Source organism: Fibrobacter sp. UWP2, assembly GCF_900141705.1.
Classification (GTDB): domain Bacteria; phylum Fibrobacterota; class Fibrobacteria; order Fibrobacterales; family Fibrobacteraceae; genus Fibrobacter.
The window spans coordinates 41162-66479 of sequence record NZ_FQYM01000007.1 but is presented as its reverse complement, the minus strand read 5'-3'; the positions used below and the strand labels follow the sequence as shown (position 1 = coordinate 66479).

General features: G+C 54.2%; 19 protein-coding genes. 8 read left to right on the top strand and 11 right to left on the bottom strand.

The genetic code is table 11. From position 1 onward, the window contains the following. Window positions 1-59 precede the first annotated feature (59 nt). Entirely contained in the window at window positions 60-1358 is a 1299-nt protein-coding gene (locus BUB55_RS05520) for a hypothetical protein (protein WP_073188928.1), read from the top strand. Between the two features lie 451 nt (window positions 1359-1809). Here the strand turns inward: BUB55_RS05520 and thrC are convergent, their stop codons facing one another. Beyond that, entirely contained in the window at window positions 1810-3150 is a 1341-nt protein-coding gene (thrC, locus tag BUB55_RS05515) for a threonine synthase (protein WP_073188927.1), read from the bottom strand. 42 nt (window positions 3151-3192) lie between these two features. Further along, the gene (locus BUB55_RS05510; RefSeq protein WP_073188925.1) at window positions 3193-4143 is read right to left on the bottom strand and encodes a hypothetical protein; all 951 of its coding nucleotides are present in this window, start codon (window positions 4141-4143) and stop codon (window positions 3193-3195) included. Between the two features lie 216 nt (window positions 4144-4359). On the opposite strand from BUB55_RS05510, the gene BUB55_RS05505 reads away from it, so the two are divergent. From BUB55_RS05505 to BUB55_RS05490, 4 genes are read left to right on the top strand one after another with little or no spacing between them, the layout of a single operon-like run. Next, window positions 4360-5766 (top strand): hypothetical protein, encoded by a 1407-nt coding sequence (locus BUB55_RS05505; protein ID WP_073188923.1) that lies wholly within the window; start codon window positions 4360-4362, stop codon window positions 5764-5766. Further along, window positions 5766-7004 (top strand): hypothetical protein, encoded by a 1239-nt coding sequence (locus tag BUB55_RS05500; RefSeq protein ID WP_073188922.1) that lies wholly within the window; start codon window positions 5766-5768, stop codon window positions 7002-7004. The genes BUB55_RS05505 and BUB55_RS05500 overlap by 1 nt, the downstream gene beginning before the upstream one ends. Before the next feature lie 26 nt (window positions 7005-7030). Next, window positions 7031-8194: a DUF4912 domain-containing protein gene (locus tag BUB55_RS05495; protein ID WP_073188920.1), complete on the top strand. Its 1164-nt coding sequence runs from the start codon at window positions 7031-7033 to the stop codon at window positions 8192-8194. A gap of 9 nt (window positions 8195-8203) precedes the next feature. After that, on the top strand, window positions 8204-9808 hold the full coding sequence (locus BUB55_RS05490; protein ID WP_073188918.1) for a glycoside hydrolase family 57 protein: 1605 nt from the start codon (window positions 8204-8206) through the stop codon (window positions 9806-9808). Window positions 9809-9826: 18 nt separating this feature from the next. Here the strand turns inward: BUB55_RS05490 and BUB55_RS05485 are convergent, their stop codons facing one another. From BUB55_RS05485 to BUB55_RS05460, 6 genes are read right to left on the bottom strand one after another with little or no spacing between them, the layout of a single operon-like run. Continuing rightward, window positions 9827-11479 (bottom strand): hypothetical protein, encoded by a 1653-nt coding sequence (locus BUB55_RS05485; protein WP_073188916.1) that lies wholly within the window; start codon window positions 11477-11479, stop codon window positions 9827-9829. After that, the gene (locus tag BUB55_RS05480) at window positions 11479-13311 is read right to left on the bottom strand and encodes a UbiD family decarboxylase (RefSeq protein ID WP_073188914.1); all 1833 of its coding nucleotides are present in this window, start codon (window positions 13309-13311) and stop codon (window positions 11479-11481) included. Before BUB55_RS05480 ends, BUB55_RS05485 begins: the two co-directional genes overlap by 1 nt. Window positions 13312-13335: 24 nt before the next feature. Further along, window positions 13336-13830 (bottom strand): hypothetical protein, encoded by a 495-nt coding sequence (locus tag BUB55_RS05475; protein WP_143152919.1) that lies wholly within the window; start codon window positions 13828-13830, stop codon window positions 13336-13338. 38 nt (window positions 13831-13868) lie between these two features. Beyond that, complete coding sequence (locus BUB55_RS05470; protein WP_073188910.1) at window positions 13869-14798, bottom strand: glycosyltransferase; 930 nt, start codon at window positions 14796-14798, stop codon at window positions 13869-13871. Beyond that, window positions 14795-15997 (bottom strand): glycosyltransferase, encoded by a 1203-nt coding sequence (locus BUB55_RS05465; protein ID WP_073188908.1) that lies wholly within the window; start codon window positions 15995-15997, stop codon window positions 14795-14797. Before BUB55_RS05465 ends, BUB55_RS05470 begins: the two co-directional genes overlap by 4 nt. Then, a complete protein-coding gene (locus BUB55_RS05460; RefSeq protein ID WP_073188906.1) occupies window positions 15997-17883 on the bottom strand; it encodes a CHC2 zinc finger domain-containing protein in 1887 nt (628 codons plus the stop codon). The genes BUB55_RS05465 and BUB55_RS05460 overlap by 1 nt, the downstream gene beginning before the upstream one ends. 108 nt (window positions 17884-17991) lie before the next feature. Here BUB55_RS05460 and ruvC point away from each other — a divergent pair, with 108 nt between their 5' ends. Genes ruvC through mpaA form a run of 3 tightly spaced genes read left to right on the top strand, consistent with a single transcriptional unit; the run spans window position 17992 to window position 19942 of the window. Beyond that, window positions 17992-18561: a crossover junction endodeoxyribonuclease RuvC gene (gene ruvC, locus BUB55_RS05455; protein ID WP_073188904.1), complete on the top strand. Its 570-nt coding sequence runs from the start codon at window positions 17992-17994 to the stop codon at window positions 18559-18561. Further along, the gene (locus tag BUB55_RS05450) at window positions 18558-19238 is read left to right on the top strand and encodes a M15 family metallopeptidase (RefSeq protein WP_073188902.1); all 681 of its coding nucleotides are present in this window, start codon (window positions 18558-18560) and stop codon (window positions 19236-19238) included. The genes ruvC and BUB55_RS05450 overlap by 4 nt, the downstream gene beginning before the upstream one ends. Further along, window positions 19235-19942, top strand: coding sequence for a murein tripeptide amidase MpaA (mpaA, locus tag BUB55_RS05445; RefSeq protein WP_234971816.1), 708 nt, complete (start codon window positions 19235-19237; stop codon window positions 19940-19942). Before BUB55_RS05450 ends, mpaA begins: the two co-directional genes overlap by 4 nt. Window positions 19943-19985: 43 nt before the next feature. Here mpaA and BUB55_RS05440 read toward each other — a convergent pair whose 3' ends face one another. The 3 genes from BUB55_RS05440 to BUB55_RS05430 form a co-directional block, all read right to left on the bottom strand. Beyond that, on the bottom strand, window positions 19986-20777 hold the full coding sequence (locus tag BUB55_RS05440) for a CDP-alcohol phosphatidyltransferase family protein (protein ID WP_073188900.1): 792 nt from the start codon (window positions 20775-20777) through the stop codon (window positions 19986-19988). A 77-nt stretch (window positions 20778-20854) separates the two neighbouring features. After that, window positions 20855-22630 (bottom strand): ABC transporter substrate-binding protein, encoded by a 1776-nt coding sequence (locus tag BUB55_RS05435; RefSeq protein WP_073188899.1) that lies wholly within the window; start codon window positions 22628-22630, stop codon window positions 20855-20857. Between the two features lie 157 nt (window positions 22631-22787). Further along, window positions 22788-25316: a hypothetical protein gene (locus BUB55_RS05430; protein ID WP_073188898.1), complete on the bottom strand. Its 2529-nt coding sequence runs from the start codon at window positions 25314-25316 to the stop codon at window positions 22788-22790. Window positions 25317-25318 lie beyond the last annotated feature (2 nt).

The following is a 25318-nucleotide window of genomic DNA, read 5'->3' as shown; positions in this document are numbered from 1 at the left end:
TACCAAGTTTTTTGCTAACTTTATGAATGTAAGAAAAAATAAATAAAAAAGGGACAATCATGCTTTCTAGTCTTTTTTTGCAGTTCATCCACATTGAGTTGCTAATCAGCTATTCTGTCAAGGATGTGCTGACGCTGGTAAAACGGGATCCCCGTTTTACGGTCAAGTTGCTGAATGAACTCAATTTTGAAGATTCTGTAGTTGATGAAGGCTCTCACCGCTTTATCGCCGATAACGTCGTTGCGTGGCTTTATGAACGCGGTGAAAATCCAGACGAATTTGTGGAACGTATTGTGAAGCGATGTGCTTCGTTCGAGGCCGTCCCTGCTCGTAGCGTGCTCCGCTCTTATTTGCCGTTCGTATCCAGTTTTTACTCTACGGATGACGTTCGTGCCCTTTGCCTTGAGATTATTCCCAAACGCTACCCATTTTTGAAGCAGGCAGCTGTAATCAAGAATGAGGTTGTTGGCGAAGATCGCGATATGATGTTCATATTTCGGTTCGATACGCCGAGCGCCCTGGTCTCGAATCCCATGCGCTGGATTCTTGGAATGTTCCGCGTGGGACCGCTTCTTTTGAGCACTCCGGCCTACGAGCACATGTCGTACATCGCTTCGCAGACCTCGTTCATCGAAACGCTGGAAAAGCGTGTGAATGCCGAAATTAAGGACGACGGCACCGTGTACGTGAACGGCAAGCTGGTTGGCAAGTCGGTGACATTTGGTGAATGCCTTGATGCCCGCAATATCAAGTGGGACAACGATGTGGAACGGAGCGTGGGCTGCGTTCTCGCCTTGGATGACGTTTTTGACGAAAAGACCGGTGCCCACCTAGTTCAAAAGGGCTGCTATTACGGCACCCCGGCCAACATCCTGGATGTGAAGTTCAAGGCCAATGTGAAGGCCCCGGAACCGTTCCTCAAGTTGATGAGTTCCGTGGTGAAGCAGGAATTTGCTGCCTGGGCTCCGATTCAAAAGGCCCAGGAACAGCTGTTGGATGCCATGAACGACTCCGTGACGATTGTCTACTACAAGAGCGACGAGTCCATCTCGGTGAACAACAAGCACCTGATGCGCAACGTGCCTGCCCGAATCCTCCGCAACCTCTTGCGCGAATACATCGCCACAGGTCGCGAAGAATACGAGAACCGCGAATTCAAACGCGACCCGGCTATTTGCATGGATCCGCTTCGCCCGAATTTCGAAAGCCGCTTGAACCGCGTGATTGCCCACATTAACGGCAGTGACGACCCGAACAAGCCGAGTGAAGGTGTAAAGAAATATTTTGAAATTGAGCGCCACCGTCGAGGAGGCTTCCGCTTTGTGCCGAAGTGCAAGATCATCTTCCGCGAAGAATGATTAGGCTCGTTTCATTGTAATTTTCATTTTGCAAGAAAATAAGCAAAACGGAAGTTTTACCCGCCCAAAACAATGGTATATTATAGGGCGTTGAGATGGTTTACGGGATTGCTCCTTGATTCTATCTTTTTCCCCTCCTGATTGGGTCAGGGTTCCGGAAACCAAATCAATATTTTCTCCTTCTTAGGAACGGTCTCCCTCTCGGGGGACCGTTCTTTTTGAGACCGCTCGGGCGCTCGCTCCCACCTAAAGGTGGCCATGCCCACATAAGTGCTAAAGCACTAAGTGGTCAAAGGTCGCCTCCGCCCCTGTTTAATAACAGGGGCTTGTTGCTCACGGAGACCGCTCGGGCGCTTGCTCAACAAAAAAACTCCGCCTCAGCGGAGTTTTTTTCAATTCGCAAATGGTCGGAATTAGCGCCTTCTGGGGGCCATTTGCTAATGCTTGCGCATTAGCGACGGCGTTCGGCCATCTCTTTCTTCAAGATGTCCATGACGGCGCCCAGGTCGGCAGGAGCCTTGAACACGGGGTTCGCGAACTTGGAGGCTATGTTCTCGAGCTTCTTTTCGTGATAGCCGACCTTGAATTCGGTGAACTTGAGGCCGTGTGCCGTGCTGATGACGACCACGTTCTCTTCCTTGTCGATCTTGCCTGCGGCCACGAGCTTTTCGAGAGCGCCGAGGGCCACACCCGTGTGCGGGCAGCAGTAGAGACCGATGCGGTCACCGCGGTGGGCGGCATTGGCGAGTTCTTCTTCGGTAACGCTTACGACCATGCCGTTCGTCTTCTGGATGGCGCGTACGGCCTTCGGGTAGCTGACCGGGTTACCGATCTGGATGGCGGAGGCGAGCGTCTTCTTGGCCTGCATCGGGACGAGCTTGTCGAAGCCGCGTTCGTAGGCCTGGAAGAACGGGTTCGCGTTTTCGGCCTGGGCGACGATAATGCGCGGGATGCGGTCGATGAGGCCCATGGCCTTGCAGTCTTCGAAACCCTTCGCGAGGGCGCTCACGTTGCCGAGGTTTCCGCCCGGGATAATCACGGTGTCGGGCACCTTCCAGCCCATTTCCTGGCAGATTTCCGGAGAGATCGTCTTCTGGCCTTCGACGCGGAGGCTGTTCATGGAGTTCGCGAGGTAGATGCGGTTGTCGGCGGTGACCTGCTGCACGATCTTCATGCAACCGTCAAAGTCGGTGTCGAGGGCGAGCACGATGCTGCCGTTAGAAATCGGCTGGATCAGCTGGGCAACGCTCGTCTTGCCGGCGGGGAGGAACACGATGCTCGGGATGCCGGCCTTCGCGCAGTAGGCGCTGAGGGCTGCCGAGGTGTCGCCGGTAGAGGCGCAGGCCACGGCGTCGATTTCGTGAATCTTCTTCTTGATGATGTGGTTCACCTGGCTCACGAGAACCGTCATGCCGAGGTCCTTGAAACTACCCGTGTGGGAGTTGCCGCAAAGCTTGACCTTGAGGCTCTTGATGCCCAGTTCCTTGGCGAGCGGGGCGGCGTCAAAGAGCGGGCTCCAGCCTTCGCGCATCGTGACGATGTCTTCGAGGGGCATGTCGGGGAGCACCATTTCGCGCTTGCTCCAGATGCCGCTCATGTCGGCGGGTTCAAAGCTCATGCGGCGTTCGGCAAAGAGCTTCTTCCATTCGTCGGGGCTCTTGCTGGCAAGTGCAGCACGGTCGTGTTCGACTTCGAGCAGGCTTCCGTCCACCTTGCTACGGTAAATGACGTCGGTCAGCGGGTAGGTGTCGTCCCCGTTGATGTTCCTGAAATGCGCATTGAATTGGGCCATAATGTCCTCTTGATTTTACGAGGGCAAATATAGCAAAATAGACTAGAATGTGGTGCTGTCCGCAGGTGTTTTTGTGGTGTCTGTTGGAACTGGGGGGAACGAGCAGGTTTTTATGGCCTTGTCGACCTCTTCGCGGATGGAATCCAGCTTGGCCTGGTAGCGGGGGTTCACTGTCGTGTCGCCATCGCAAATTTGTGTCTTTGCGAATTCACCTGTGTAATCGTAATCGACAGTTGCGTCGACACAATTTTTTAGATCGTCGGAAACGGTTTTGCCGGCTGTAGCGAGACTGTCCAGTTTCTCGCTTATGCAGTCTTGTCTAACCTCGCTCTTGTTTACGAAATCAGTCTTTTGGCAAAGCGGGGACGGGGCTGCGGAACTGCTGGATTCGGCTACGGAACTGCTACTGACAAATAGGTTGTTGTATTCATCGTTCGTATAAACTAATCCATTTTTCCTGTGGGAATAGATATTGCCGTTGGAGCAATAGTATTTTGTGTTCCATCTCATTTGGTTCATGCACGAGGGAACTCCATAAACGGGTACGGCATCGGCACAATTTTCCAGGCGGTCTTCTATTTTGATCAGTTCTTCGATAGTCAATGTCGCGTTGTTCCGCAATTCGTATTTTGGTGAACTGCACGTTTCCGCGCTGGAACCGCCTATGTATACGCATTCATTGTAAGCGAAGGTTGAATCTTTGCAGGCCACGGTCGTGTCACTGGCAAGCCTGTATTTTGCGGAACTGCTGGACGAAATTTCGTCGCGAGCCGAGGATGACGACTCGGGAGTTCCGCTCGATGTCGCTTCGGAACTGCTGGATGTTTCTTCGATTGCTGTCGAAGAGATGGGTTTGAGGGACTCGCTTGACTCCGGGGCGGAATCGTCGATACCGATAGTGCCGTAGAGGGGTTGCGCGTCATCGGAGCAGCTGGCCCAAAATATGGCCGCTACAGATAAAAAGAACTTGCCTAGGCGTAATCTGAATTTCATGAGCGATTTCCTACTTTGTACTAAAAATATGTTTTTTTGAACAGGGTGCACGTAGCGCTGAATTTTTTCCGTTGGCGTTATGTTTATGGGCTGTCTATTGTTTAGGGGCTGTCTATTGCGATATGGTGGCCTTTTGGAAGGGAAAATTGGGCGAAAACAGGTCGTTTTTTCTATATTTTCCTTCGAGAAAATGTTCAATTCGATACGGAGTACCGAGTGAAGAAGAAAAAAGTTGTTTTATTGTCCTTTTTGTCGATTTTGGCGTTAACGCTATCGGCCTGCCTGTTCGATTCAGAGGATTCTGCCCTTAGCAGCTGGCTTTCGGATCAGGGAATGCCCGATAGCTACAAAGTCCAATCTTTAAGTATCGAAGACCTGACCCCGATCTCTGCCGAGGCGTTCTTGGACACGTTCCCCGATTCCGCGAACTCCAGGGCGGTGTTTGGCCGTTCCTCCAATATTTCCCACGACCTGGTGCTTGACTTTGGCTTTGACACGACCTTGCTTGCCACTTTGAAAAAAGCGGACTCAGCCGCGTCGGTGTTGATTTTGCGCTTGTTGCCCTCCTTCTACAGGTCCAAGGCCTTCCCGGCGGATTCGTTCCCCATTGAAGAAGACATGAACATGACGGTGAGCTGGAAACTCGACCGCGGCAAGAGCATGGATTTTTTGGAAGATGTGATGGAAATAACGGATAAGTCCTGGCTCAAAAGCATTGAGAACTGGGAAGAGGACGGCAGTGCCGATACGACCTACTCCATTTCTGTGGGTTCCAAGGATTCTCTTCTGGCATTCTTCTTGCCAGCGGCGCTGGTCGATGACATTCGTAGCGAGGTGAGCTTCTGCCGCCTGCAGCTCCGCATCTCGGCCCCCGAGGCCAAGCACGTCTACCATATTTTTGGACCGAACTACACCTACGGGCCGCAGTTCCGCCTGACGACCTTGACGGATTCCACATACACTTACCGCTCCATGACGCCGTTCCGCATGGCGGAAGCCATCTCGAACAAGGAGGATTGCTCGGACTGCCTCATTTTGCACGGCGGCGTGTTTGATTCCCTGGTCGTGGAGTTCCCGTCGGAGCCGATTCTCAAAAAGCTTGCTGAATTCTATGGTGACGACTTCCCGTACACGGTGGGTGATGGCGAGGATGTGCGCCAGAATGTGGTGTTGGCCCAGCTGACGTTTGCCCGTGACGATTCCAAGGGCTCAAATGAGATTGGGCATCCCATCCAGGTGGTGGTCGGCTCTTTCCTAGACAGCGCCGATGGGACTTACCGTAAAATGGAGGCGTACAAGCTCAACAGGGATGTTATCCTTGAAGAGGGGCACCCGAACATGGTGTTCCATGACGGTGATTCTTTGACGCTCCAGGTGACATACGGCATGCGCAACTTTATCAACCGCGCCAGTGATGGTCGTACCTTCAAAATCATGATGCGCCTAGGCTATCCGGTGCTGCAAGAGAAGGATACTGCCTATACCGATTACATTACGTCGAAGGGCGATACCAGCTTTGTGTTCTTGTCGCACTTTGACTACGCCCGTTACGATTTTTCTGAGATAATGAAACAGCCGGCTACGTTAAAGCTGTGGCTAGCCTCCAAGCGGGGGGATGAATAATGAAAAAGATTTTAAGTGTTCTCCTTTTTGCTGCTGCATGTGCTTCGGCTTCCATGCTCGGTCTTGACGCCCTTGGCGAAGAACAGACTCTGGGCGGAATGGCTTCTGCTGCCGGTCGTGGTTTTGCTGGTGGAGCCAAAACGGGTGAGGCCGAGGGCATCTCCCTTTCGAACCCGGCAAGGATTGCTTTCGATAGCAAGGTCGTGTTCAATATCAACTTCTTGATGGACATTTTGTCTATTGAGCAGGGAGGCAGTTACTATTCCACGAATAATGTGACCATTCCTTCGTTCAATCTTTCGTTCCCCATGGGGAGCTTTGGGGCGATGGGTGTTTCTTTGTGGCAGCATTACGCCTCGATTATGGACGAAGAAGTCGAGGATACTACGACCTCAGCGATGGCGACCTTTAAGTACCAGAGCAGCGTTTACGAGATTGTGCCCAATTACGCCGTTCGAATTCCGTATTTCCGCAACTTCTCGTTGGGCGCCTCAGCTCATTTTGTGATGGGAAGCGCCGAACGCAATTTGACGTTGGGCCCGAACAACAGCGAGATCCCCGAGGACGAATCCTGGGCGACGACGGGTTCCAAGATTACCGACCATGTTGAAGGAACTTGGGAAATCAAGAACCACCCGGCTTACTATTCGATCGCCCTCCAGTACCGCGGGCGTCAGTCTTCGTACTATTTCTCGTTCACCACACCGTACACTTTGCAAAACGACCTAGAATACAATCTCCGCTTCAGCGAATTGGATACGCTCGTGCCCACCAAGTACACGCGTGAAATTGATGTGCCCATGACGCTTGCGACCGGCATGAACTTCCGCTTCAAAAAGAGGTACAACGTAATGGCTGACTTGCAGTGGCGCGCCTGGGACGGCGACATCGAGACCATCGGCAAGAGCTTTGACATGCCGGATGCGATTGAAACGCAAAATGACGTTTTGGCGGCGGTTGGCTTCCAGCGAGATGGCAGCCCGCTGTTTTACGACCCGTATTTGGACCGCATGACTTACCGTGCCGGCGCCTGGTACAAGGGTTGGTACATGGAGTCTGTCCACGAGTTGGGCGGCTCTATTGGTGCGGGATTCCCGTTGGGCCGCAAGGGCACGACTGTCGATCTTGCCATTCAGGGCGGCAAGCGTTTTGTGGATAACGGTCGCGATTGGGAAGAAACATTTATTGGGCTCCGCCTTGGCCTGATGGGCATAGGTAACTGGGGCCAAGCTCGCTAAATAAGTTTGAACTGAAGGAGGCTTATATGGCTACGAAAAAGACGATAACTGCTAAGGCTGCTCCGGCAAAAGCGGCGAAGACCGCTGCCAAGGCTGCTCCGGCAAAGGCGGCGAAGACCGCTGCGAAAGCTGCTCCGGCAAAAGCGGTCGCAAAGGCTAAAAGCGCTTTGACGAAAGTGGCCGCCAAGGTGGCGACCAAGGTCACCGCCAAGAAGGAAGCTGTAAAGAAGACCACGTCGAAAATAAAGACTGCCGTCAAGACTGTAAAGACCGCCGCACCGGTGGCAAGGTCCGCCCCGCGTGCTACGGAACAGACCGATGTTGTTTTAAAGAGCACTGCCAAAAAGGCAAAACCGGTAGTTAAGGTTTCTGCCGTCAAGGCGGCTGCTAAGCCGGTGACCAAGAGCGCTTCGCTCGCACAGTCCTTTGACCCCGAATACCTGGTACTCATGCAAAAGGATCCGAACTGGATGCAGGCGTTCTGGGAAGTTTCCGAAAAGAGAATCAAGAATTCCAAAAAGGGGAAAGGCAAGCTGGTTCTCCGCCTGTTCGACATTTCGAACGACTTGACCGTGAAGCGTGGCAAAAAGCGCAAGTTTCACGATGTGGTGGTGCCTGCCGATGCCCGCAGCTGGTATGTAGAAAACAAGGCCAGCGACAACTGCGTCGCCGTTTTGGGCTTTGCCGACGGCAACAAGTTCTTGCCGCTTGTGGAGTCCGCTCCGGTGCACCCGTTCTCCATGGAAGGTTCCGAAATTGATGCCGGCAACAAGTTTGTGCAGGCCTCCTTGGGCGGTGCCGCCCTGGGAGGGTTCAACAGCTCGGGCCTTTCGAGCATGTCGGCCAAGAACTGGCTTGAATCCCTTTCGAGTTCCTCGGGTTCCATGTTCTCGGGAGCGCTCTCCAGTGCGGCTCTCAAGAGCAATAAGCTTGAACTCCCGAAGGATTCCGTGAACTACGGCAAGGACTTTTTCCTGTGGGTCAAGACCCGCCTGATTGTTTACGGCGGTACGCGCCCGGACGCTCACTTGCAGGTGCGCGGCGAACCGTTCCCGCTGAATCCCGATGGCACCTTCAGCTTTGAAGAAGACCTTCCGGATTCCACGAAGATCATCCCGGTGTTCGCCACCGACAAGGATGGCGACTTCCCGACGACAATCGTCCCTATCGTTGTAAAGCGCACCGAATAAGCAGGCTTGATGAGCGCACCTGGAAAAATACACCTCCTGTTGCATGCGCACTTGCCTTTTGTGCGTGAGCCTGAATATGACCGGTTCTTGGAAGAGAACTGGTTTTTTGAGGCGATGTCGGAAACGTATTTGCCCCTGGTGCAAATGCTTTGGCGATTGGAAGAGCGCGGCGTGCCGGGGACGCTCAACTTGAGTATATCCTCGGTGCTTTTGGCAATGCTCACCGACGAGGTGCTGCTGCAAAAGTTCACGCGCCATTTGCACAAGCAGCTGGAACTTCTCGAAAAAGAGAAGGTGCGCCTGCAGGACGATAGCGCCCGCTTGGACGTGGTGAATTTTTATTATCGACGCCAGACATCCTTGATAGACCATTGGGAAAAAGTCTGCCACGGTAAAATTGTCCCCATGTTAAAACTACTTGAAGAGCGCGGCAAGCTTACGCTCCTCACGTGCGTGGGCACGCACCCTTTTTTGCCGGCGTACCAGTCCGACGTGGACGCCATCCGTTTGCAGCTCGGCATTACGGTTCGCGCATTCGAGAGCGCCTTCGGCAAAAGACCTAAAGGGTTGTGGCTCCCGGAATGCGGGTACTTTGACGGCCTGGATTCCATTTTGGCGGAATTTGGGTTTGAGTACTTCTTTCTCGAGACCCATGGCGTGCTTTTGGCAAAACCCGCGCCCAAATACGGCGTATTTGCGCCAATAAAGACCCCGGCGGGGCTTTATTGCATGGGTCGCGAGCAGAGCAGCTCCATGGAAGTGTGGAGCCGCAAAACCGGCTATCCGGGGCATCCCGAATACCGCGAATTCTTCAAGGACATTGCCACGGAACGCGATCCCGAGTATTTGGGTGACTACTTTATGGCGGGCGACACACCCATAGAAACCGGTCTCAAGTATTATCGCATTACCGGAAGCGAAGACAAGCAGGTTTACCGTCCGTGGAACGCGCTTCGCCTTGTCGAAGATCATGCGCGCCTGTTCGTGGCGAACCGCGAGGTGACCGTGACCGATTTGCTTCCGAACATGGATGGCAACAAGGTCTCCATATTGTGCCCCTACGACGCGGAACTCTTTGGGCACTGGTGGTTCGAAGGCCCGATGTTTATCGAGAAGATGTTCGAACGCGCTGCTAGTTCCAACGTGGTGGAGATGGCGTCGCTTGAATCTACAATGCACGAGTCACCCGATGGCGGAACTCATGCGCCCATATTCTCTTCGTGGGGCGAGGGCGGCTTTGGCGAAGTTTGGATGAACGATGAAGTCAGTTGGGCGTACCCGCTGTTCTTCCGCATGCGGGCGATGATGAATGAGATGAAACTTCGCATTGATAATTCTAAGTCGGCGCAAAACCAACTTCAAAAACGCTTTTATGCGCAAATGGCCCGTGAGCTGGTTCTGTTCCAGGCTTCGGACTGGGCGTTCATGATCCACAACAAGTCGGCTGCCGATTACGCGAAGTCCCGCCAGAATGGCCATTACAAAAACGTGTGCGCCCTTTATGCAGCTGCCACGGCGGCAGTCGTCATGAGCCGCAAGCATCCCGACACCAGCTTGCTTGCGAGCCTGGAGAAAAAGGACAATCTGTTCCCTTGGATTAGCGAGTTGCTGTAGCGTCGCTTTTACAATTCGCTAGTAAATGATCATCATGTCTTGGCTGCGCCCGTGGGCGCCGGCGCGGAACCGGTAGAGTCCGGGGACCATTTTTGCTTTCACTGTCGATTCGTCAATGCAGTGGGTGCTGTGCGTGTAATTTTCACGCATCACGAGGTCGCCACGACGGTTGCGGATTTCAATGAATTTTTTTCCTTTGGGAAGCGGTGTAAAGCACAGGTTGCCGTTACGCCAAGGCGTGGGGTAGGCGCGTAGCGTTGAATCTTTGACCACCTCGGGAATGTAATCGGAATCGGCGAAACGGCTAAAAACCCAAACGAGGGAATCGTACTTTAAAGATTGCGACCGGATTTTGTCCAAGGTGGAGGTGTTGATGATTGGCGTAACGGTCGCCTTGCCGTTGCTGTATTGGACCGCGCTCGCTTTGCCTTTAAAACTGCTGAAGTCCATGTCGTCTGCCGTGTAATACTGGAACGAGAACTTTTCCATGTCTGGCGCCGCGGTGGGAGCCTCCTTGAACAGGGCTTCGGGCCACTTGGGCTGATCGGCGTTGATCCACAGGTTGGAATCTACAGCCAAACTGCGCTTGCCGGCGAACGAAATCTTGGTCGAAAAGTCGTGGAAAACGCTGTCTGCAGATAAATTCCGCTCGCGGAGCACTTTGGAAAGCTGCCCCTGGAAATTGGTATTGGGGTCTTTGGCGAATCCTTCCCAAATTTTTTTGTCGAACATTGCGTCAAAGTGGAAATACAGGTAAATGTACAGGATTCCAAGGCCGTAGTCGTCGGGGTAGTTGTCCAAAGGGAGCCCTGGACTTCTTAATACCGAGCCTACGTGCGAAATGTAGTCGTCCACATCGGGTGCGGCAACTTCTTCGATGCCCGAGGCGGATGCTTCGAACCAAAAGGACCAGTAGTCGACGCTCATGTAGCGGAGCTGTACGGCGTGGTAGAGTTCATGGAAGGCGGTGACGCGAATGCCCATGCCCCAATCGCGTACATACGAGCGTTCGACGCTTTTTAGTTCGGCGGTGGCGACCGCGTACTTGCAAATGTCGTCGTTGACCGTGACGCTGTCGTAGGTCAAACTGGAGGCGTTGATGGGTACATAATAAAAGTCGTTGTCCAATAAGATTTCAGTTTTTTGCGGGTCGTTGTAGTCGGTGGGGTGGGTGATGCCAAAGCAGCCGGCGGTGCACTGGTCGGTGCCCACGACGCTTGCATTCCTCACGTTGTACAGGTCGACGATTTCGACAGGGTAAAGCCCGGAGTCGATGTTCTTTTGAAAGTGGTACGAGACGCTTCCGCCAATGGGCTTTTTCATGCCCAGCTTGCCTACATGGTGGTCCCAGGCTTTTTCCATGCTGGCGGCGACGCTGTCGACAAAGGCCGCGGTGGTGGCGTGGACGCCGTTCAGCGTATAGAATATTTCGAAGTGTTTCGTTTTGCGGGTGTATACGGTATCGTAATAGGCCTCAGGTTCGCAATTGGACGTGAACTTCCTCGCTGCCGTCATTTTGCCTTTATTCTTTTGGCGTTTGATGACGGCGTGCATGGTTCCGCAATGGCTAGCGACGTCTGGGAGGTTCTCGGCGGCGGGGGCGAACGCGAAAAACGCGAGCAATGCTGCTACGGCAATCTTTTTATACGAGCGGGAACAGGTCGAAAGCATCAGGTGATTCCTCCGATGCCTGCCGCCTTCAAGATTTCTTTGGCGCGTGTTTTTACTTGGGGTGGAACGTTCAATATTTTTTGGTGCCTCGGCTTGATGCGGGCGTCTACAATCATGGGGGCATCTATGGACCAGTGCTTGTTTGCGACTTGCTCGTTTAAGCCATGAACGTCTTGCGCCGGGTCCGAGCGAGTGAAGGTCACCCACAAAAAGTCGTCGATGTTCTGGATTTCGTTCAGGTTGGTTACGATGCTGACCCAGGGATAGTTCTCCTTGAAAGGCCAATGATCCAGTTCGTTTGAAAGTTTTTGGATGTCGCCAGCCCCTTCGACGGCGATGACGCCGTTCATCACGTTCTTGACGGCAGTGAAACCTTCGGGCAGTTTGAGCGTTGCCAAGTCGGCTTCAAAATTCCTGAGCAGGCGGCGCTTTTCGCCGGCGGCGACTATCACGAGTTTGGAACCGTGGTTCAGCGAAGTGCCTGTGTAGTCCAGCGTATCGATGGTGGTCGAAGTCTGGAAGTGCAAATCGCGCTTGAAGTCGATACGTTCCAGAATGTGCTCAAAAAAGGCGGGCACGTCGCAAACGTCCAAGTTGGGGTTGTCTTCTTTGGCCGCAAGCATCAGGTACTTGCTGAGCGAGACCTGATTGAAGCCGAGCAGCGCGTTGGCTGTTTTCAAGAGCTCCATCGGTTCGCGTTCTGCGCGGCTCGCGTAGGGGCGGAACCGCTCGCTTCCCAAGGCTAGGCAGAGCGGGTGCACTCCGGCGGCGTCGACTGCATGGACCGCGTGCACGCCGGGAATCGATGCAGGTACCATGGGACGCGTAATCTGGTGGATGAACTTGCCAAAGAGCGTGTCCTCTTTGGGCGGGCGTCCCACAACGGTAAATGGATAAATGGCGTCTTTTTTACAGAGGACCTTTTTTACCTTGAGGTAAGGGAACGGGTGCTTGCCAGAGTAGTAGCCCACGTGGTCGCCAAACGGCCCTTCGGGTTTCAAATCGGGGGCGACTTCGCCTAAAATGCAGAAATCGGCATCGCTCGAAATCACGTAACCGTCATGGATAAAGTAACGGAAACGCCTTCCGGCGAGCATCCCGGCAAATACAAGTTCCGAGAGGTTCTCGGGCATGGGCATCACTGCGGCGATGGTGTGCGCCGGAGCGCCTCCAATAAAGATGCTCACCTTGAGCGGCCTGCCTTCTTCAATCGCCTTTTCGTGGTGGCGGGCGATGTCCCTCTTGATTTGGTAATGCAGACCGCATTCGGCGTCGGTTCCCTTGGTGGGGTCCGCAGCGGCGTAATCGTTACCCGAGAGTTGAATGCGGTACATGCCCACGTTGGTCTGCAGTATACTGGCGCTTTCGCTTGGGCGTGTAGCCACTTGCGGGAGGGTGATGAACGCCCCGCCGTCCTCGGGCCAGCAAACGACTTGCGGCAGGTCGGCGAGGGAACATTCTTCAAAGTCCTTGATGCTTCCGCTTTTTTTGGGGAGGGCTCGGATGCCTGCCGTTGCGGCGTTGAACAGGCGCGCAGGGCTCGGCTTTTTGAAAAACTCCACGGGGTTCGACTTGAAAAGCACCGCGGTCTGCGTGGACTCGAGCGTGTCACGGAACAAAAAGTCCAAACGCTCTTGCGTGCCAAAAATGTTGGCGGCGGCAGGGAACCTGCTTCCCTTGACTTTCTCGAACAGGAGTGCCGGGCCACCGCAGTCAAAAGCCTGGCGGGCTATTTCGGCCATCTCCAAATACGGGTCCACCTCCTGGTGGATACGTTTGAGCATCCCTGCTTTTTCCAAATCCAGCAGAGCCTGTTTAAGATCGCTGTACATAGAAACCGGAAGTTTCCTTGAAATTTAGCCTGCTGTAGCGCTCTGGTCCAGGACCTGGAATTCCTGGGTCTTCTTTTGGGATTCGTAGGCGAGCATTACTTCGCGGGTCGCCTTGCGGGCGTAAATGCCGTAGACCACGTTCGTCTTGTCGATAATGCCCGCGAAAACTTCTTCGGGGATGGTCGTGAATCCCTGGAACGAGAACTCGTCGTAAATGGCGGTCATGTTGCCTTCGGACACAAACTGGTGGCTTGCGGTAAAGCCGCGGAACGGTCCGTCGCCCAGGCGCACCGTGACCTTGTTGTCGGCGACGGAACTGATGATGCCCTTCCACTTGATGGCCTTGAAACCGCACTGAATGTGGTAGTTGACGCTCGCTCCAGGAGCGAGTTCAGCGGGTAAGGTGTAGTGGAGGATAGGCGTCGTACCAATGGTCAGGTTCATCGGGGCGTATCGCATGGTTTCCATCACATTGGGGAGGGAAAACTCTTGCCACGATGTTTGACTCAATTGTACCATACAGCAATAAATCTAGTAAAAAATGACGGATAAAAACGTTAATTTATGAACTCTTTCGATAATTCGCTAAAAGCCGTTGTGGGGTTCTCTTTGACCCACTCCGCCGAGACCTTGGTGTGGAGGAAGCGCCCCTCGACCGAGTTGTACCAATGCACCACGCAGGTATCCTTTAAAATGAGCTCGTCTAACTTGTTGCTGGTCTTTGGTTTAAACCAGTGCGCGCTGATTTCGGGGCCGAGGGGGTAAAAAAAGCGTGCCGGCAAGACCACCATGGATTCGCTGCTCTTGTTGTGCGTGACGTTTTGCATGAGCCGCGTCCCCAGGCGGTAGCGTTTGAGGCGTTCCGCTTCGGGCATTTTCTTGATGAATTCAAAGGCGCTGCGGATGGTGGGGTTCCCGGGCTCGGAACCTATGATGGCGTTGTTCACCGCGGCAGAGAATCCTCTCTCGGCAAGGCGGAACAACCTGTACCCACCGGGGAGTCGCGCACAGAACTCGCGGAAGGCGAATTGGAGGCCGCAATAAATCCAACGGAAGGGATTGACGCTCCTGAAAAGGTCGGCGGGAAGCGCTACGGGTTCGACTCCAATAAAGCCCTTTTGCTGCATGAGGTTGTCGAAAGGTTTTACGACAATGACGTCGGTGTCGAGGTAAACACCGCCGTATTTGTAGAGAAGTGCCAAACGCAACAGGTTGGCTCGGCTGGCGGGCGCTTTGAGTGTCTTGAACAGCTTTAGGCAAAGCCCGTCATCGTCCAGGCCTTCAAAGTGGGAGTCCTGGACGGGGATGACCTCGAGTCCGGGGATGTCCTTGATGAGGTCCCAACCGTCGCCTTCTTGCATTAGTCCTTCGTGTACAAGCCAAATGGACTGTGGCTGTTGAACTTTGTATGCCGAACGGACGGCGACACCGCCGCTCCACGGGAACTTGGGGCCTAGCCAAATAAAGATGAGGCGATTGGGAATCATTTTGCTAAACTCTTGTATAAATCCAGTTGTCTTTTAAAGCAGTCTTCCCAGCTGTATTTTTCGGCATAGGCGCGGGCGTTCTGCTTCATGGTCTGCATGTCGGAATGGTAAAGTTCCACAATGGCGTTGGCGAGAGCCTGCGGTGTACGTTCGGCGAGGATTGTCCCTGCCTTGGATTCGGTCACGTGTTCAAAGGCGGCTCCGGCGGCGGCTCCCACCTGGGCGTTGCCGCTTGCCATGCTTTCGAGAATGGAGAGTCCGAAGGTCTCCCAGCCCGAGAGGGCAAGCCCCAGGTCGACGCTCGCGTAGTAGCGGGCCATTTCGTCAATGGAATTCACAAAGCCAATGTAGCGCATGTGCGGGTGCTTGGCGACCGCCTCCTGTACTTGCGGGAGCGAGGGCCCCGTTCCCGCAAACACAATAGCGGGTTCGTGTCCCAGCTTTTCGGTCAGGATGTCGTAGGCGCCAAGGACCAGGTCCATGCCTTTTTCGTTGCAGTGCCTGTGCGGGAAAAAGATGGTGAGGCGGTCCGGGTCGCCCGCCTTAAGCTCTTGCACCAAGGCTTCGTCGCGCTTGGTGGGCGAGAACATTTGAATGTCGCAACCGAGCGGGATCCAGCGCGGGTCCGGGAGGTTGTTCTTTTTGAGGCGCGCCATGACCTCCTTGGAAGAGGCCTGGATGCAGTCGAAGCCCTTGAATTCTTTGCGGGCGTACCAGAACGCCTTTTTGCGGCAGAACGTGCCTATGCCGGGCCCCACTTTTTTGGCGACGGGGCGACCCACGTAAGTCACGGGGAAGTCGGCGTGCCAGAATCCCACCAGCTTGGATGCGGGCGAGATTTTTTTGGCGGCGCGGCGCACGACCGTCGGCAAAATGTACGGGGAGCCGACTTCAATAATGTCGGGCTGGTACTTGGCGAGCACGGGCTCCACCTGCGAGCGCTTCCAAATAAAGCGGTATTCCCAGTTACCGGGGAACTTGAACGCTTCCACGTGCTCAATGACGAGGTTTTCGCTCTTTTGTTCGGTAAAGGTCTTGCCGTCGGGCATCACAAAAACCGAGAGCGCGTTTTCGCCCTTGGAGCTGGCCGCTTCGTAAAACGCCATTTTTTGCAGGTGGTAACGGCGGACTCCACCTCCGGATGGGCTCCAGAAGTTGTTGAAGTCGACGATGGTGAACGGCTTGGTTCCGTTTTGCATTAGGTTTCTTGCATCCTGTTGGATTCCGGATCTATGGAGAGCGTTCCTCTATAGAGGTTGTTTGTACCCAGACGCTTGGAGTTGACCGACAAGAACAGGTTGCCGCCCTTGGATTCGAGCCAGTAGATGGCGTCGGAATCACGGAGGTAGGCGCGCGGCCCCACAAGGCCGTTCTCGGAATCGATGAGCTCGCCGCCGAGGAACAGCGGGATGTCGAGCGCCTTGTACAGGTCAAGCATCACGGAGGAGCGACGTTCGTGAATGTCCGAGAGGTCCGGACGGTCCGAAATCTTGAGGTGGTCAATGCCGTCAATGATGACGATCAGGTCCGGGTGGTCCTTTTGCTCGCCCTTCAAAATGTCTAGCAGTTCCGTGTTGTTGAACGCCGGCTGATCTTCCCAGATTTCGAGGCGGTTGTTGCGCACGTAGCCCATCAGCTCGCGGGTCGCTTCCAAAATCTTTTGGTTGATTTGGTCGGATTCGTTCTGCTTGCGCACGGTCAGCACCGATTCGCCAATCATCATGGCGACCAGGCGGTCAAAAATCTGGCGGCGCGGTGTCTCGAGCGCGATGTAGATGATTTTGAGCTTCGGGTTGCTCTGGAGCAGGTCTAGGGCGAGGCTCGAAAGGAGGGTCGTCTTGAGGCCGAACGGGTTCGAGGACACGTAGAAACAGCCAGACTGGATACCGTCAATCTCTTTGGTGAGTTTTGGGAAGGTGTTCAGTGAATAACCCACGCTCACATCGGGGGGGCACGCCATGGCGGTGTCAAAGTTCTCCTTGATGTCTTGCAGCAGCATGGAACGTCGATGCGTGTGCACCGTGTCTTCTTCGGTTTGGTCGATAAGTGTAATCAGCTGGTCGGCGCCGTTCTTGCGGAGCACCTGGTCAATGGTCTCGTCCTTGGGGAGTACGATGGACTTGAACCTCAAATTCAGTTCTTCGGCCATCTTGAGGTAGCGCTGGATGCGGTATTCCTGTTCGCGGCGGTTGGCTTCGCGCCGCAAGATGAGCGTCACGGAATCGGCGCCGCAGGCCTTGAGCTTGTAGAGGTGGCTCAGCGAAAGTTCCTGGTACATGGTCGAAACCACTCCCGGGATACCCGCGAGGTCGGCCGTGAGGGCGTCAAAGAACCCTTCAACAATAATGGGCTTGTCGTTTTCGGGCTGGATGTTGAACGGAATGTCCCCCGGACCCGAGGCGTAAGAAATGTAGGGGTGGCCCTTGCCTTCGTCTTCCATAAGGCGGCCGTAGACCGAGTGGATGAGCCCCTTGGAGTTGCGGGCTGGGATGGTGATGCGCGGCTCGTGATAGGCTTCGAGGTTATCCAGGTAAAAACTGATTTGGTGGCGTTCGATGCCCGAGAGCATGCAGTAGCTCACGAACGGTTCGGGGTCGCCGCTGTAGTAGCCAATGCCGTAGAGCTGTGCCTGGCCAATGCTCCAACCGCGGCTGGAGAGGTATTCGGCTGAGGAAGGGCTGCGGCATGCCGCCCAGTGGCAGTAGCGCACAAAGCTCTCGAGGACCTTGGACTTTTCACCGCCAATTTCCTTGATCCAGGGGTGCTCATCCTTGAAGGAATCCTGTTGCTGTTCGGCTTCCTGTGCGCCCAAAAACTCGGTGGCTTCGGCACGCGCCTGCGGCTCATCCATGCCGTTAAAGCGGCTGCGCATCACAAACTCGATCAGGTCGCCCTCGCTACCGCACTGGAGGCAACGGTAACGCCAGTAACCCAGGGCGTCGTAGAAAAACAGCGACGTCTCTTCGGGGGCGTGAAAGGGGCAGCAAGCGATAAGGTTTCGACCCCAACGGCTCAGGGGAATCCCCAACTGGCGTGGGTGGGTTTTGGTTCTCACAATTCCAGCATGTTCCTGATCGATTAGCATAAGGGCCTCCAGAAGGCAATCTCTTTTAAGAGCCTTCCAAATGAAAATCTAATAAAGAAACTGGAATAAAACCAATTTTTGGTCAAGAAAAGTAGTTATAATTGGAATATGGTTATTCTAGGAATTGACCCCGGTTCCATCACGACGGGGTACGCGTTTTTGGACAATTCCGGCGGCTCGTTGCAGGTGCTGGAATACGGGACTTTGCACGCCCCGGCGACCAACGCCTTGGAAGACCGCTTGCTCCACATTGTTGGGGAGCTGGAAAAACTTTTAGAACGCTACCGCCCCGAGGCGCTTGCCATGGAAGGCGTGTTCTTTGCCAAAAACGCCAAGAGCGCCCTGGTGCTGGGTCATGTTCGCGGGGCTGTGCTCGTGGCGTGCCGCAAGCGGGGAATGTCCTTTATGGAGTACCCGCCCAAGGTCGTCAAGCAGTCGGTGACCGGGGATGGCTCCGCCTCAAAGGAGCAGGTGGCGAACATGGTCTATACCCGTTTGGGGATTGAACCCTCAGACCTCCCATTGGACGCTTCTGACGCATTGGCCATAGCCTTTACCCACTGCACGCCGGCGCCATTGACGGTTGCCCTCAAGGGGAAGGCTAAAACCAAAAAGAAGAAGGCCACGGTGCAGCAGTGGAAGGACCTAATCGAAAAGATGGGAGGGACTATCCAATGAGTTTTGTCTCCGAAGAGTTTTTGCCCTATGGTTTGGGCCAACCAAATTTGGTCGAGGTGCAGCCGGGTTATTTCGTCGATGCCGACATCGTTCCTTTTGTAGACAAACTAAATAATGCAGCCAAGGCGGAAGGCTTTGAACTGCGCATTGAATCGGCTTACCGCCCTTTTGAAAAGCAACTCTCCATTTGGAACCGCAAAGCCCGCGGGGAACTTAAGCTCCTTGACGAGCATGGCGAACCCATGGAACGCCCGCAGGACGAAGAAGAACTGATGTATGCCATCCTCACGTGGTCGGCGCTCCCCGGGGCAAGCCGCCACCATTTGGGTACCGACATTGACGTGGTCGATGGCGCCGCTTGCCCCGAAGGATACGAGGTGCAGCTCACGCCCGCCGAATGTACCGGCATGTTCGTCAAGTTCCATGAGTTTTTGACCCGCCGGATGGAGAAGGGCGAGTCGTTTGGCTTTGAACGCGTGTTTATACCTGGCCGTGGCAAGATTCGCCCCGAGGGCTGGCACATTGCGCACCTCCCTACGTCGCGCAAGCGCTTGCAGAACTTCTCGCTCAGCACCCTCCGCCATATTTACGAGCAGTCTGACATGGCCTGCAAAAAGGTCGTGCTCGCCCGGCTAGACAAGCTTGCCGAAGAATTTATTTTCCCGTACTTTGTGTGACCGCCGTGAAGTTTGAGCCGGAACATCGGGGCGTCCTTCGCCTTAAAACAGAACCTTACGGAATATCCGTTTTGGGGGCGACGCTGCGCTATATCCCGTGCACGGGCCCTTGCCGCCTTCTGGTTATGGCGGCCATCCATGGCGAGGAACCCGAGACCACTTTTTTGCTTAGCCGCGCCCTCCGCGCGTACGCCAGTCCGTTTAAGTCTATCGCCTTTGTGCTGTGCGCCAATCCCGACGGCGTTGCCTTGGGCACCCGCGGGAACGCGAACGGCGTGGACCTGAACCGCAACTTCCCGACGTCCAACTGGGCTGCTGACCCGGTGGCTTCGCGTTCCGTTTTGGAAGCCCCGCGGGATACGCTTCTTTCGCCGGGTGATTTCAAGGGCGGCGAACCCGAGATCCAAGCTCTTGTGGCACTGGTGCAAAAGCTTAAGCCCTCGGCAATCCTCTCGATGCATTCGCCCATCGGTTGCGTGGACGCCCCGCGCCAAACGCCCCTTGTCCTTGACTTGCAAAAGGTGTTCCGTTTGCCGTGGGTCGAGAACATCGGTTACCCTACGCCCGGGAGCCTTGGGACCTGGTGCATGGAGCAGGGGTTGGAATGTGTGACGCTGGAACTGCCGCGCCTAGCCCTCGAACTTTTGTTCGAACGTTACGGCGAACCTTTTGCCGAGTTTCTGGAAAACGCCGACATCAAATAAAAAACGCTCCTTTGAGGGAGCGTTTCTCATACAACAAACTCGATTACTTTTCTTTGGCGACGGCGTTCGCTTCTTCGATGATCTTGTTACGCTGCACAAGTCCGATGGTAAAGCCAATGACCATGTAGCAGGCGACGAGAATCAGTAGGTAGGTCAGCACGTAAAGGCTCTGGGAAATGAACATGAAGCCGGCGATGTAGGTAATGACGATGAGGACCGCCTGGAAGTAGTTGAAAGCCTTGTTCTTGCGGGGCTGCAGCTTGGGGAGGAACAGCGGGCTTACCATCAAAATTCCCGTGATGAACATGATGATGACCGGCAAAAAGATGAGCGAGCTGTTCGGGTCGGCAAAGACGCCCTTGTTCATGAGGAACACGACCAGGATGGCGTTTACGGCGCCGGCAAAAGTTGAGGGGAGCCCCGAAAAGTGGTGGTGGTAGTTTTCGGAGTCGCAGGCGTTGTACTTGGCAAGGCGCATGGCGGCACACAAAACGTACACGGAGAGGGCGACCGCCATCATCGGCGTGTTTGCGTCAAAGAAGTCGGGGACCATGCTCTTGTAGGCGAAAATCACGCAGAATGCCGGGGCGAGGCCAAAGGCAATCAGGTCGGCGAGACTGTCGAACTGGGCGCCGAATTCGGAGCTGGCGTTGACCAGGCGTGCGGCAAAGCCGTCGAGCTTGTCGAGGAGAACGCAAAGGATGATGAAGTACGCTCCCATGAGAATGGGGTTCTTGGATGGAAATGCCCCCGTTACCCAGCAAATGGAAAATACACCGAGCAAAAAGTTCATGCTGGTGAATGCATTAGGCAAAATAAAGCGAGTCTTTCCCACGACGGATCTCCTTTGTAAACTTACGTCAAAAATAAATAAAAATGCGCCCAAAAGGCGCATTTTATCAGTATTTTAAGCTATTTAGCAGGTTTTATTTCCCACAGTGCCTTAACACCTGCGGCAACAATCAAATGTTGCGGCGGTGCGTAGGGATTTTCCTCGGTGGGGAAGTTGTCCCAGTGCTTTGTGGAGAACTGGTAGTACTGCGTGGGGCGGTACATCACCGGGATGACCGGTACGGTTTCCATGAAGATCTTGTTGAGATCGCGGTAGGCTGCAGCCAGTTCCTTTTCGTCGGTGACGGTCGGGATCTTTGCCAGAAGCTTATTGGCGTTCTCATTTTTAAAGCGCCCCTGGTTCGAGAAGGCGTCTTCGCCAACGGCCTTTACGCCGCCGATAGTACCCATGATTTGCTCAAAGCGGCTCCACGGTGTTGCTGCAGAAAGTTCGGCAGTCTGCGTTTTCATGGCGAGGTCGAAGGTCCCCTTGCGCAAATCGGTGTCCCATACGCTGTAGTCCACGAACTTTTCTTCGGCAGGGATGCCGACTTCTTGGAAAGAGGCCACAATGACCTTGATGGCGTCTTCCCAGTCGGTCCAGCCAGACGGGCATTCAATGGTGATGGTGCGGACGGGCTTGCCACCCTTGTCCATGAGCCTGCCTTCGTCGTTCCATGTATAACCGGCGTCGGTCAAGATCTTTTTGGCCTTGTCGGCGTCGAAACCCAATTCCAACTTGTCGGCGTCTTCTTTGTTGAAGAACTTGCTCTCGGAACCGAAGGGCAAAATGAAACCGGCCTGGATGTCGGGCGTGTAGTTGGAGATGGCGCGGGTCTTGATCTTTTCGTAGTTCACGGCGTAGGTCATTGCCTGGCGGAAGGCGACGTCATTGAGCGGCGCGTTCTGGTGGGCGATGATGAGCGTTGTGATAGAGCCCGGAAGATGGTAGGGCTCGTTGCGGCTCCAAGAACGGATGCTGTCTTTTGCCTTGTCCCAAATGCGCGGCAAGAAGATGGACGAGACATCGAGGTTGCCCTTGGTCATGGCACTGTTGAAGTGGTTGTTGCCGTTGTAGAGGGAGTGGATGATGAACTTGGGAGCCGGGAGCTTGCCCCCGTGCTTTACGTTGCCCCAGTAGTTGGCATCGCGTTCCAACACAATTTTGTCGGGAGAGAACGTCTTGAGGTTGTACGGGCCCGAGACCACGGGCACGGAGTCGTTCTTGAAAGCCGTAATGCGGTTGAAGTCATAGGACTTGCCTTTTTTGGCGGAGTTGACCAACGGTTCAAAGACGGCCTTCGGCAGGATGGAGGTTTCGGCGATGGCGTTCAGCAAAATGAGAGGGTTCTTGTTGTTTTTGACGTAGTGGAATACAATGTTGTTGCCTTCGACAGCCTCGATGGACTGGATGTATTCCCAGTTGCCGTGACGCGGGGTCGGCAAAATCTCGTCAATGTGGAATGTGAACAGGACGTCGTCCACGGTGACCGGTTGACCGTTGTTCCACTTGGCCCTCGGGTCCAGGTGCACCACGAGCGAAGAGTCCGTCTGTTCAAAACTGTCCGCGAGCATCGGTTCAAGCTTGCCGTCAAGCTGGTTGTAGGTAACAAGGGTCTCGTACATCAGGCGGACGTTGCCGTCGATGGGGAAGTTCGGGTCGTAGTCCAATGGGTTGAAGGTCGACGGGGGAGCCCAGTCGAAGCCGCCTATATATAATGTTTCGGCTCTCGGATATTCCGAAGCGTCCGCGGCGGCGGATTCCTGTTTAGTCTCCTGGCATGCCACAAGGCTCGCTGCTGCAATCAGCAAGCCTGTTTCCCCTAGAAGCCCGAAGATTTTGTTAATAGCACTCATAATCCCTTCATCTCATATTTTGTCTCTTTTAACACAAAAGAAACAATACTTTATAATGAAAATGTAGTGAGTTTTATAAAAAAATGCTACTAAAAAATCTTTACAGACTATGATAAAGTGGAATAAACGGGGGCTTTAAACCACTTTTTTGAACTAATTACAAAGAAAACCCGTACAAAAGGCGTTTTGACGAGGCGCTGTAAAGTGTTTTGTTCAAAATAAAGGGGGTGCCAGCCCCTCCGGGGGTGCTGAATTTTTGCTGGACCTTGCCGTCTTTGAGTGAAATGGAAACAACTTCGTTGCCTTGGTCAAGCCAGGCCGAGTTGTCGTGGATGAACGGGGTGTTGAATACGCTGTTCTTGCCTTGGAACTTCCAGAGGGGAGCGCCCTTGATGGTATAGAATAGGACGGTTTGATCCGAAAGGCCCACCATAAAGTGCGGCTTTCCTTGGTACTGGACTGCCTGCAGCGACGAAATGGGGGATTCCAGCAAGATTTGAACGGGCTCGTTGGCGTTGTTGGTAGTGTTGTACAAGTAGAGCCTGTTGTTTGCCGTGGCGATTGCCATAATGGAGTCTGCCTGGGCCAGTAGCGAAATTCCGTTTTGGAGCTTGACGCCGTTGCTCTTGATTTGCCCGGAGCCGTCCCAAAGGTGGATGATATCGCCATCAAGACTTGCCAGGTGCAATTCCGCGCCATTCTTGGTGAAGAGGAACGGGATGGAGAAAATCTTGCGGGACCAGGCCAGCTTGCTTTCGGGACGCAGAATCTTGAGCAGAAACCCGTTCCAAGTCGAAACGTATATGGCGTCGTCGTTTACCTTGACGTTGAAAGCCTTGCCGGGGAGCTGGATGGTTGTTGGCGGCGTATCCTTGTTGAAGTCGTAGATGTTCAAAGTGAATCCGGAGATAAGGGCGAGAATGGCGTCGTCATGGTCCATCACAGGGCTGTTGTCCATTTTGGCGAGAGGGCGCGTCCAGCGGAGTTCCCCGTTGTCGGCGTTCACGCAAATGAGGCGCTCGGCTGCCGGGTCAATGGTGAACAAGTTCTTTTTGCTGCCAAAGAGCTGCGGGTACTTGGTCTTGGGCGAAATGTTTAGGAGGCTTACGAACTTGGCGCCAATGGCTTTCCCGTAGCGGTTCAATATAACCGGGGTCGCGTAGGGGTTGCTGACCGAGTGACGGACTGCCTCGGACCATGCTTTTTGACGGTCCTTGTCGTTGCCCTCGTTGTTCTCCAAGTACAGTGCCTTGAACAGCCAAGCTTCGGCATTGCCCGGTTCCAGCTTGAAAATGGAATCCAAGATACTAGGCAGCGAAGTCCAGTCGCTGTTTTCGACCAATGAGGCGGCACGCTTGGCGAGGTTCTCCGAAAGGAGCGGGTGCATGCCGTAATAGTGCGGTGCAATCCCCTGCAAGTAGGAGTCGCCAAAGAACAAGTAGATGCTTTCGCCCGTGCGGATGACATCCGTGGTGATGGGCTTGGTGAAGTTGAAATGCCAAAGCGGCCTAAGGATGGTATCGACGACGGTGAGCGCGCCTTCGTTGGTAAAGAGACCGAGTGTCCCTTGGGCCAGTTCCTGAATGTCGGCGGCGTCGCTCCTGATGATGGATTTGATAGTGCCGTTGGACTTGTTCAAAAGTGTAACGCGCCCTGAGGCCTCTAAAACGGCAATGCGGTTTTCGAAGGAGAGAATTTTTTCGGCATTGCTGAAGGAAACCCTCCATTGGGGGATGGCGCTGTTTTTGGGCTGGTAGCAAAACAGCGTATTGCCCGAGAGCAACAAGATGTCGCGCTTGTCGACGAGGAGTTCCTTGATGGGTTCGAACTGGGTGATGGTGTAGGTTTCACTGGCGTCGCCATCCGAAACAAAATGCAGGGCATTGTCGGGACAGTTGAGCACGAAGTGCCCTGTGGTGGCGTAAAAAGCCGATACATCACAGCCGTTGTACTTCTCGTTGATTTGCGCACGGATGCCTTTTTTGTTGAGCAACGTCAGAGTGTGTGCACTTTGCGCGAGAATGTTGTCGCCCTTGATAAAAATGCTGGTTGTCCCCACAATGGGGAACGCCCTCTTGATTGCGGAGTTGGTAAAGGACTTAAAATGGAGACTGTCTTTTTCGGGATACTGGTACCAAACGCCTGCGTCGTCAATATAAAGGATTTCGGCGTTGGCCCCTATATGGGGGTTGATCGAAATAAGGGTGTCCTGCTCTACCTTTTTGATGTTCTTGTTTTCGAGTAGGAGGTAGGTCGAGTTGTCCTTGAAAATTTTGGTAATGGGGGACTTGAGCGGGATCTTCTTTTTGAGCAACTCGTCAAAGGTGTTGCTGGTCGCCGCTTCGCGTTCGGCAAGCCAGTAGGCCTTGGCGGTCTCCTTGGTGTTGTTCAGGCTTTGCTTGTAATAGAAGTTTGCTGAACTGAAATTGCCCGCGAGTTCTTGGATTTTGGCAAGGTAAAAGTGGGCTTGCTCCTTGTCTTCGCGGTCGCCTTTTTCGGAGACGTCCTTGAGAATGCGAATAGCCTCGGCAGTTTCGCCCTTCATCTCGAACAGGTAAATGGCCTCTTGCAGCGAGTACGCCATGGTGCTGGCGTGAGCCTTGCCGCCAAATACGCAAAGCAAGGCGAGGCTCGCTGTGGCGGCCGCCCTTAGAACTTTGGCATTATGGAACAAGACTTTTGTCATAG

Bases quoted from the DNA above. Each gene is read 5' to 3' on its own strand.
- BUB55_RS05520 (WP_073188928.1), top strand. From the start codon at position 60: ATGCTTTCTAGTCTTTTTTTGCAGTTCATCCACATTGAGTTGCTAATC.
- thrC (WP_073188927.1), bottom strand. From the start codon at position 3,150: ATGGCCCAATTCAATGCGCATTTCAGGAACATCAACGGGGACGACACC.
- BUB55_RS05460 (WP_073188906.1), bottom strand. From the start codon at position 17,883: ATGCTAATCGATCAGGAACATGCTGGAATTGTGAGAACCAAAACCCAC.
- BUB55_RS05485 (WP_073188916.1), bottom strand. From the start codon at position 11,479: ATGCTTTCGACCTGTTCCCGCTCGTATAAAAAGATTGCCGTAGCAGCA.
- BUB55_RS05465 (WP_073188908.1), bottom strand. From the start codon at position 15,997: ATGCAAAACGGAACCAAGCCGTTCACCATCGTCGACTTCAACAACTTC.
- BUB55_RS05435 (WP_073188899.1), bottom strand. From the start codon at position 22,630: ATGAGTGCTATTAACAAAATCTTCGGGCTTCTAGGGGAAACAGGCTTG.
- BUB55_RS05500 (WP_073188922.1), top strand. From the start codon at position 5,766: ATGAAAAAGATTTTAAGTGTTCTCCTTTTTGCTGCTGCATGTGCTTCG.
- BUB55_RS05450 (WP_073188902.1), top strand. From the start codon at position 18,558: ATGAGTTTTGTCTCCGAAGAGTTTTTGCCCTATGGTTTGGGCCAACCA.
- BUB55_RS05430 (WP_073188898.1), bottom strand. From the start codon at position 25,316: ATGACAAAAGTCTTGTTCCATAATGCCAAAGTTCTAAGGGCGGCCGCC.
- BUB55_RS05490 (WP_073188918.1), top strand. From the start codon at position 8,204: ATGAGCGCACCTGGAAAAATACACCTCCTGTTGCATGCGCACTTGCCT.
- ruvC (WP_073188904.1), top strand. From the start codon at position 17,992: ATGGTTATTCTAGGAATTGACCCCGGTTCCATCACGACGGGGTACGCG.
- BUB55_RS05480 (WP_073188914.1), bottom strand. From the start codon at position 13,311: ATGTACAGCGATCTTAAACAGGCTCTGCTGGATTTGGAAAAAGCAGGG.
- BUB55_RS05475 (WP_143152919.1), bottom strand. From the start codon at position 13,830: ATGGTACAATTGAGTCAAACATCGTGGCAAGAGTTTTCCCTCCCCAAT.
- BUB55_RS05495 (WP_073188920.1), top strand. From the start codon at position 7,031: ATGGCTACGAAAAAGACGATAACTGCTAAGGCTGCTCCGGCAAAAGCG.
- BUB55_RS05510 (WP_073188925.1), bottom strand. From the start codon at position 4,143: ATGAAATTCAGATTACGCCTAGGCAAGTTCTTTTTATCTGTAGCGGCC.
- BUB55_RS05470 (WP_073188910.1), bottom strand. From the start codon at position 14,798: ATGATTCCCAATCGCCTCATCTTTATTTGGCTAGGCCCCAAGTTCCCG.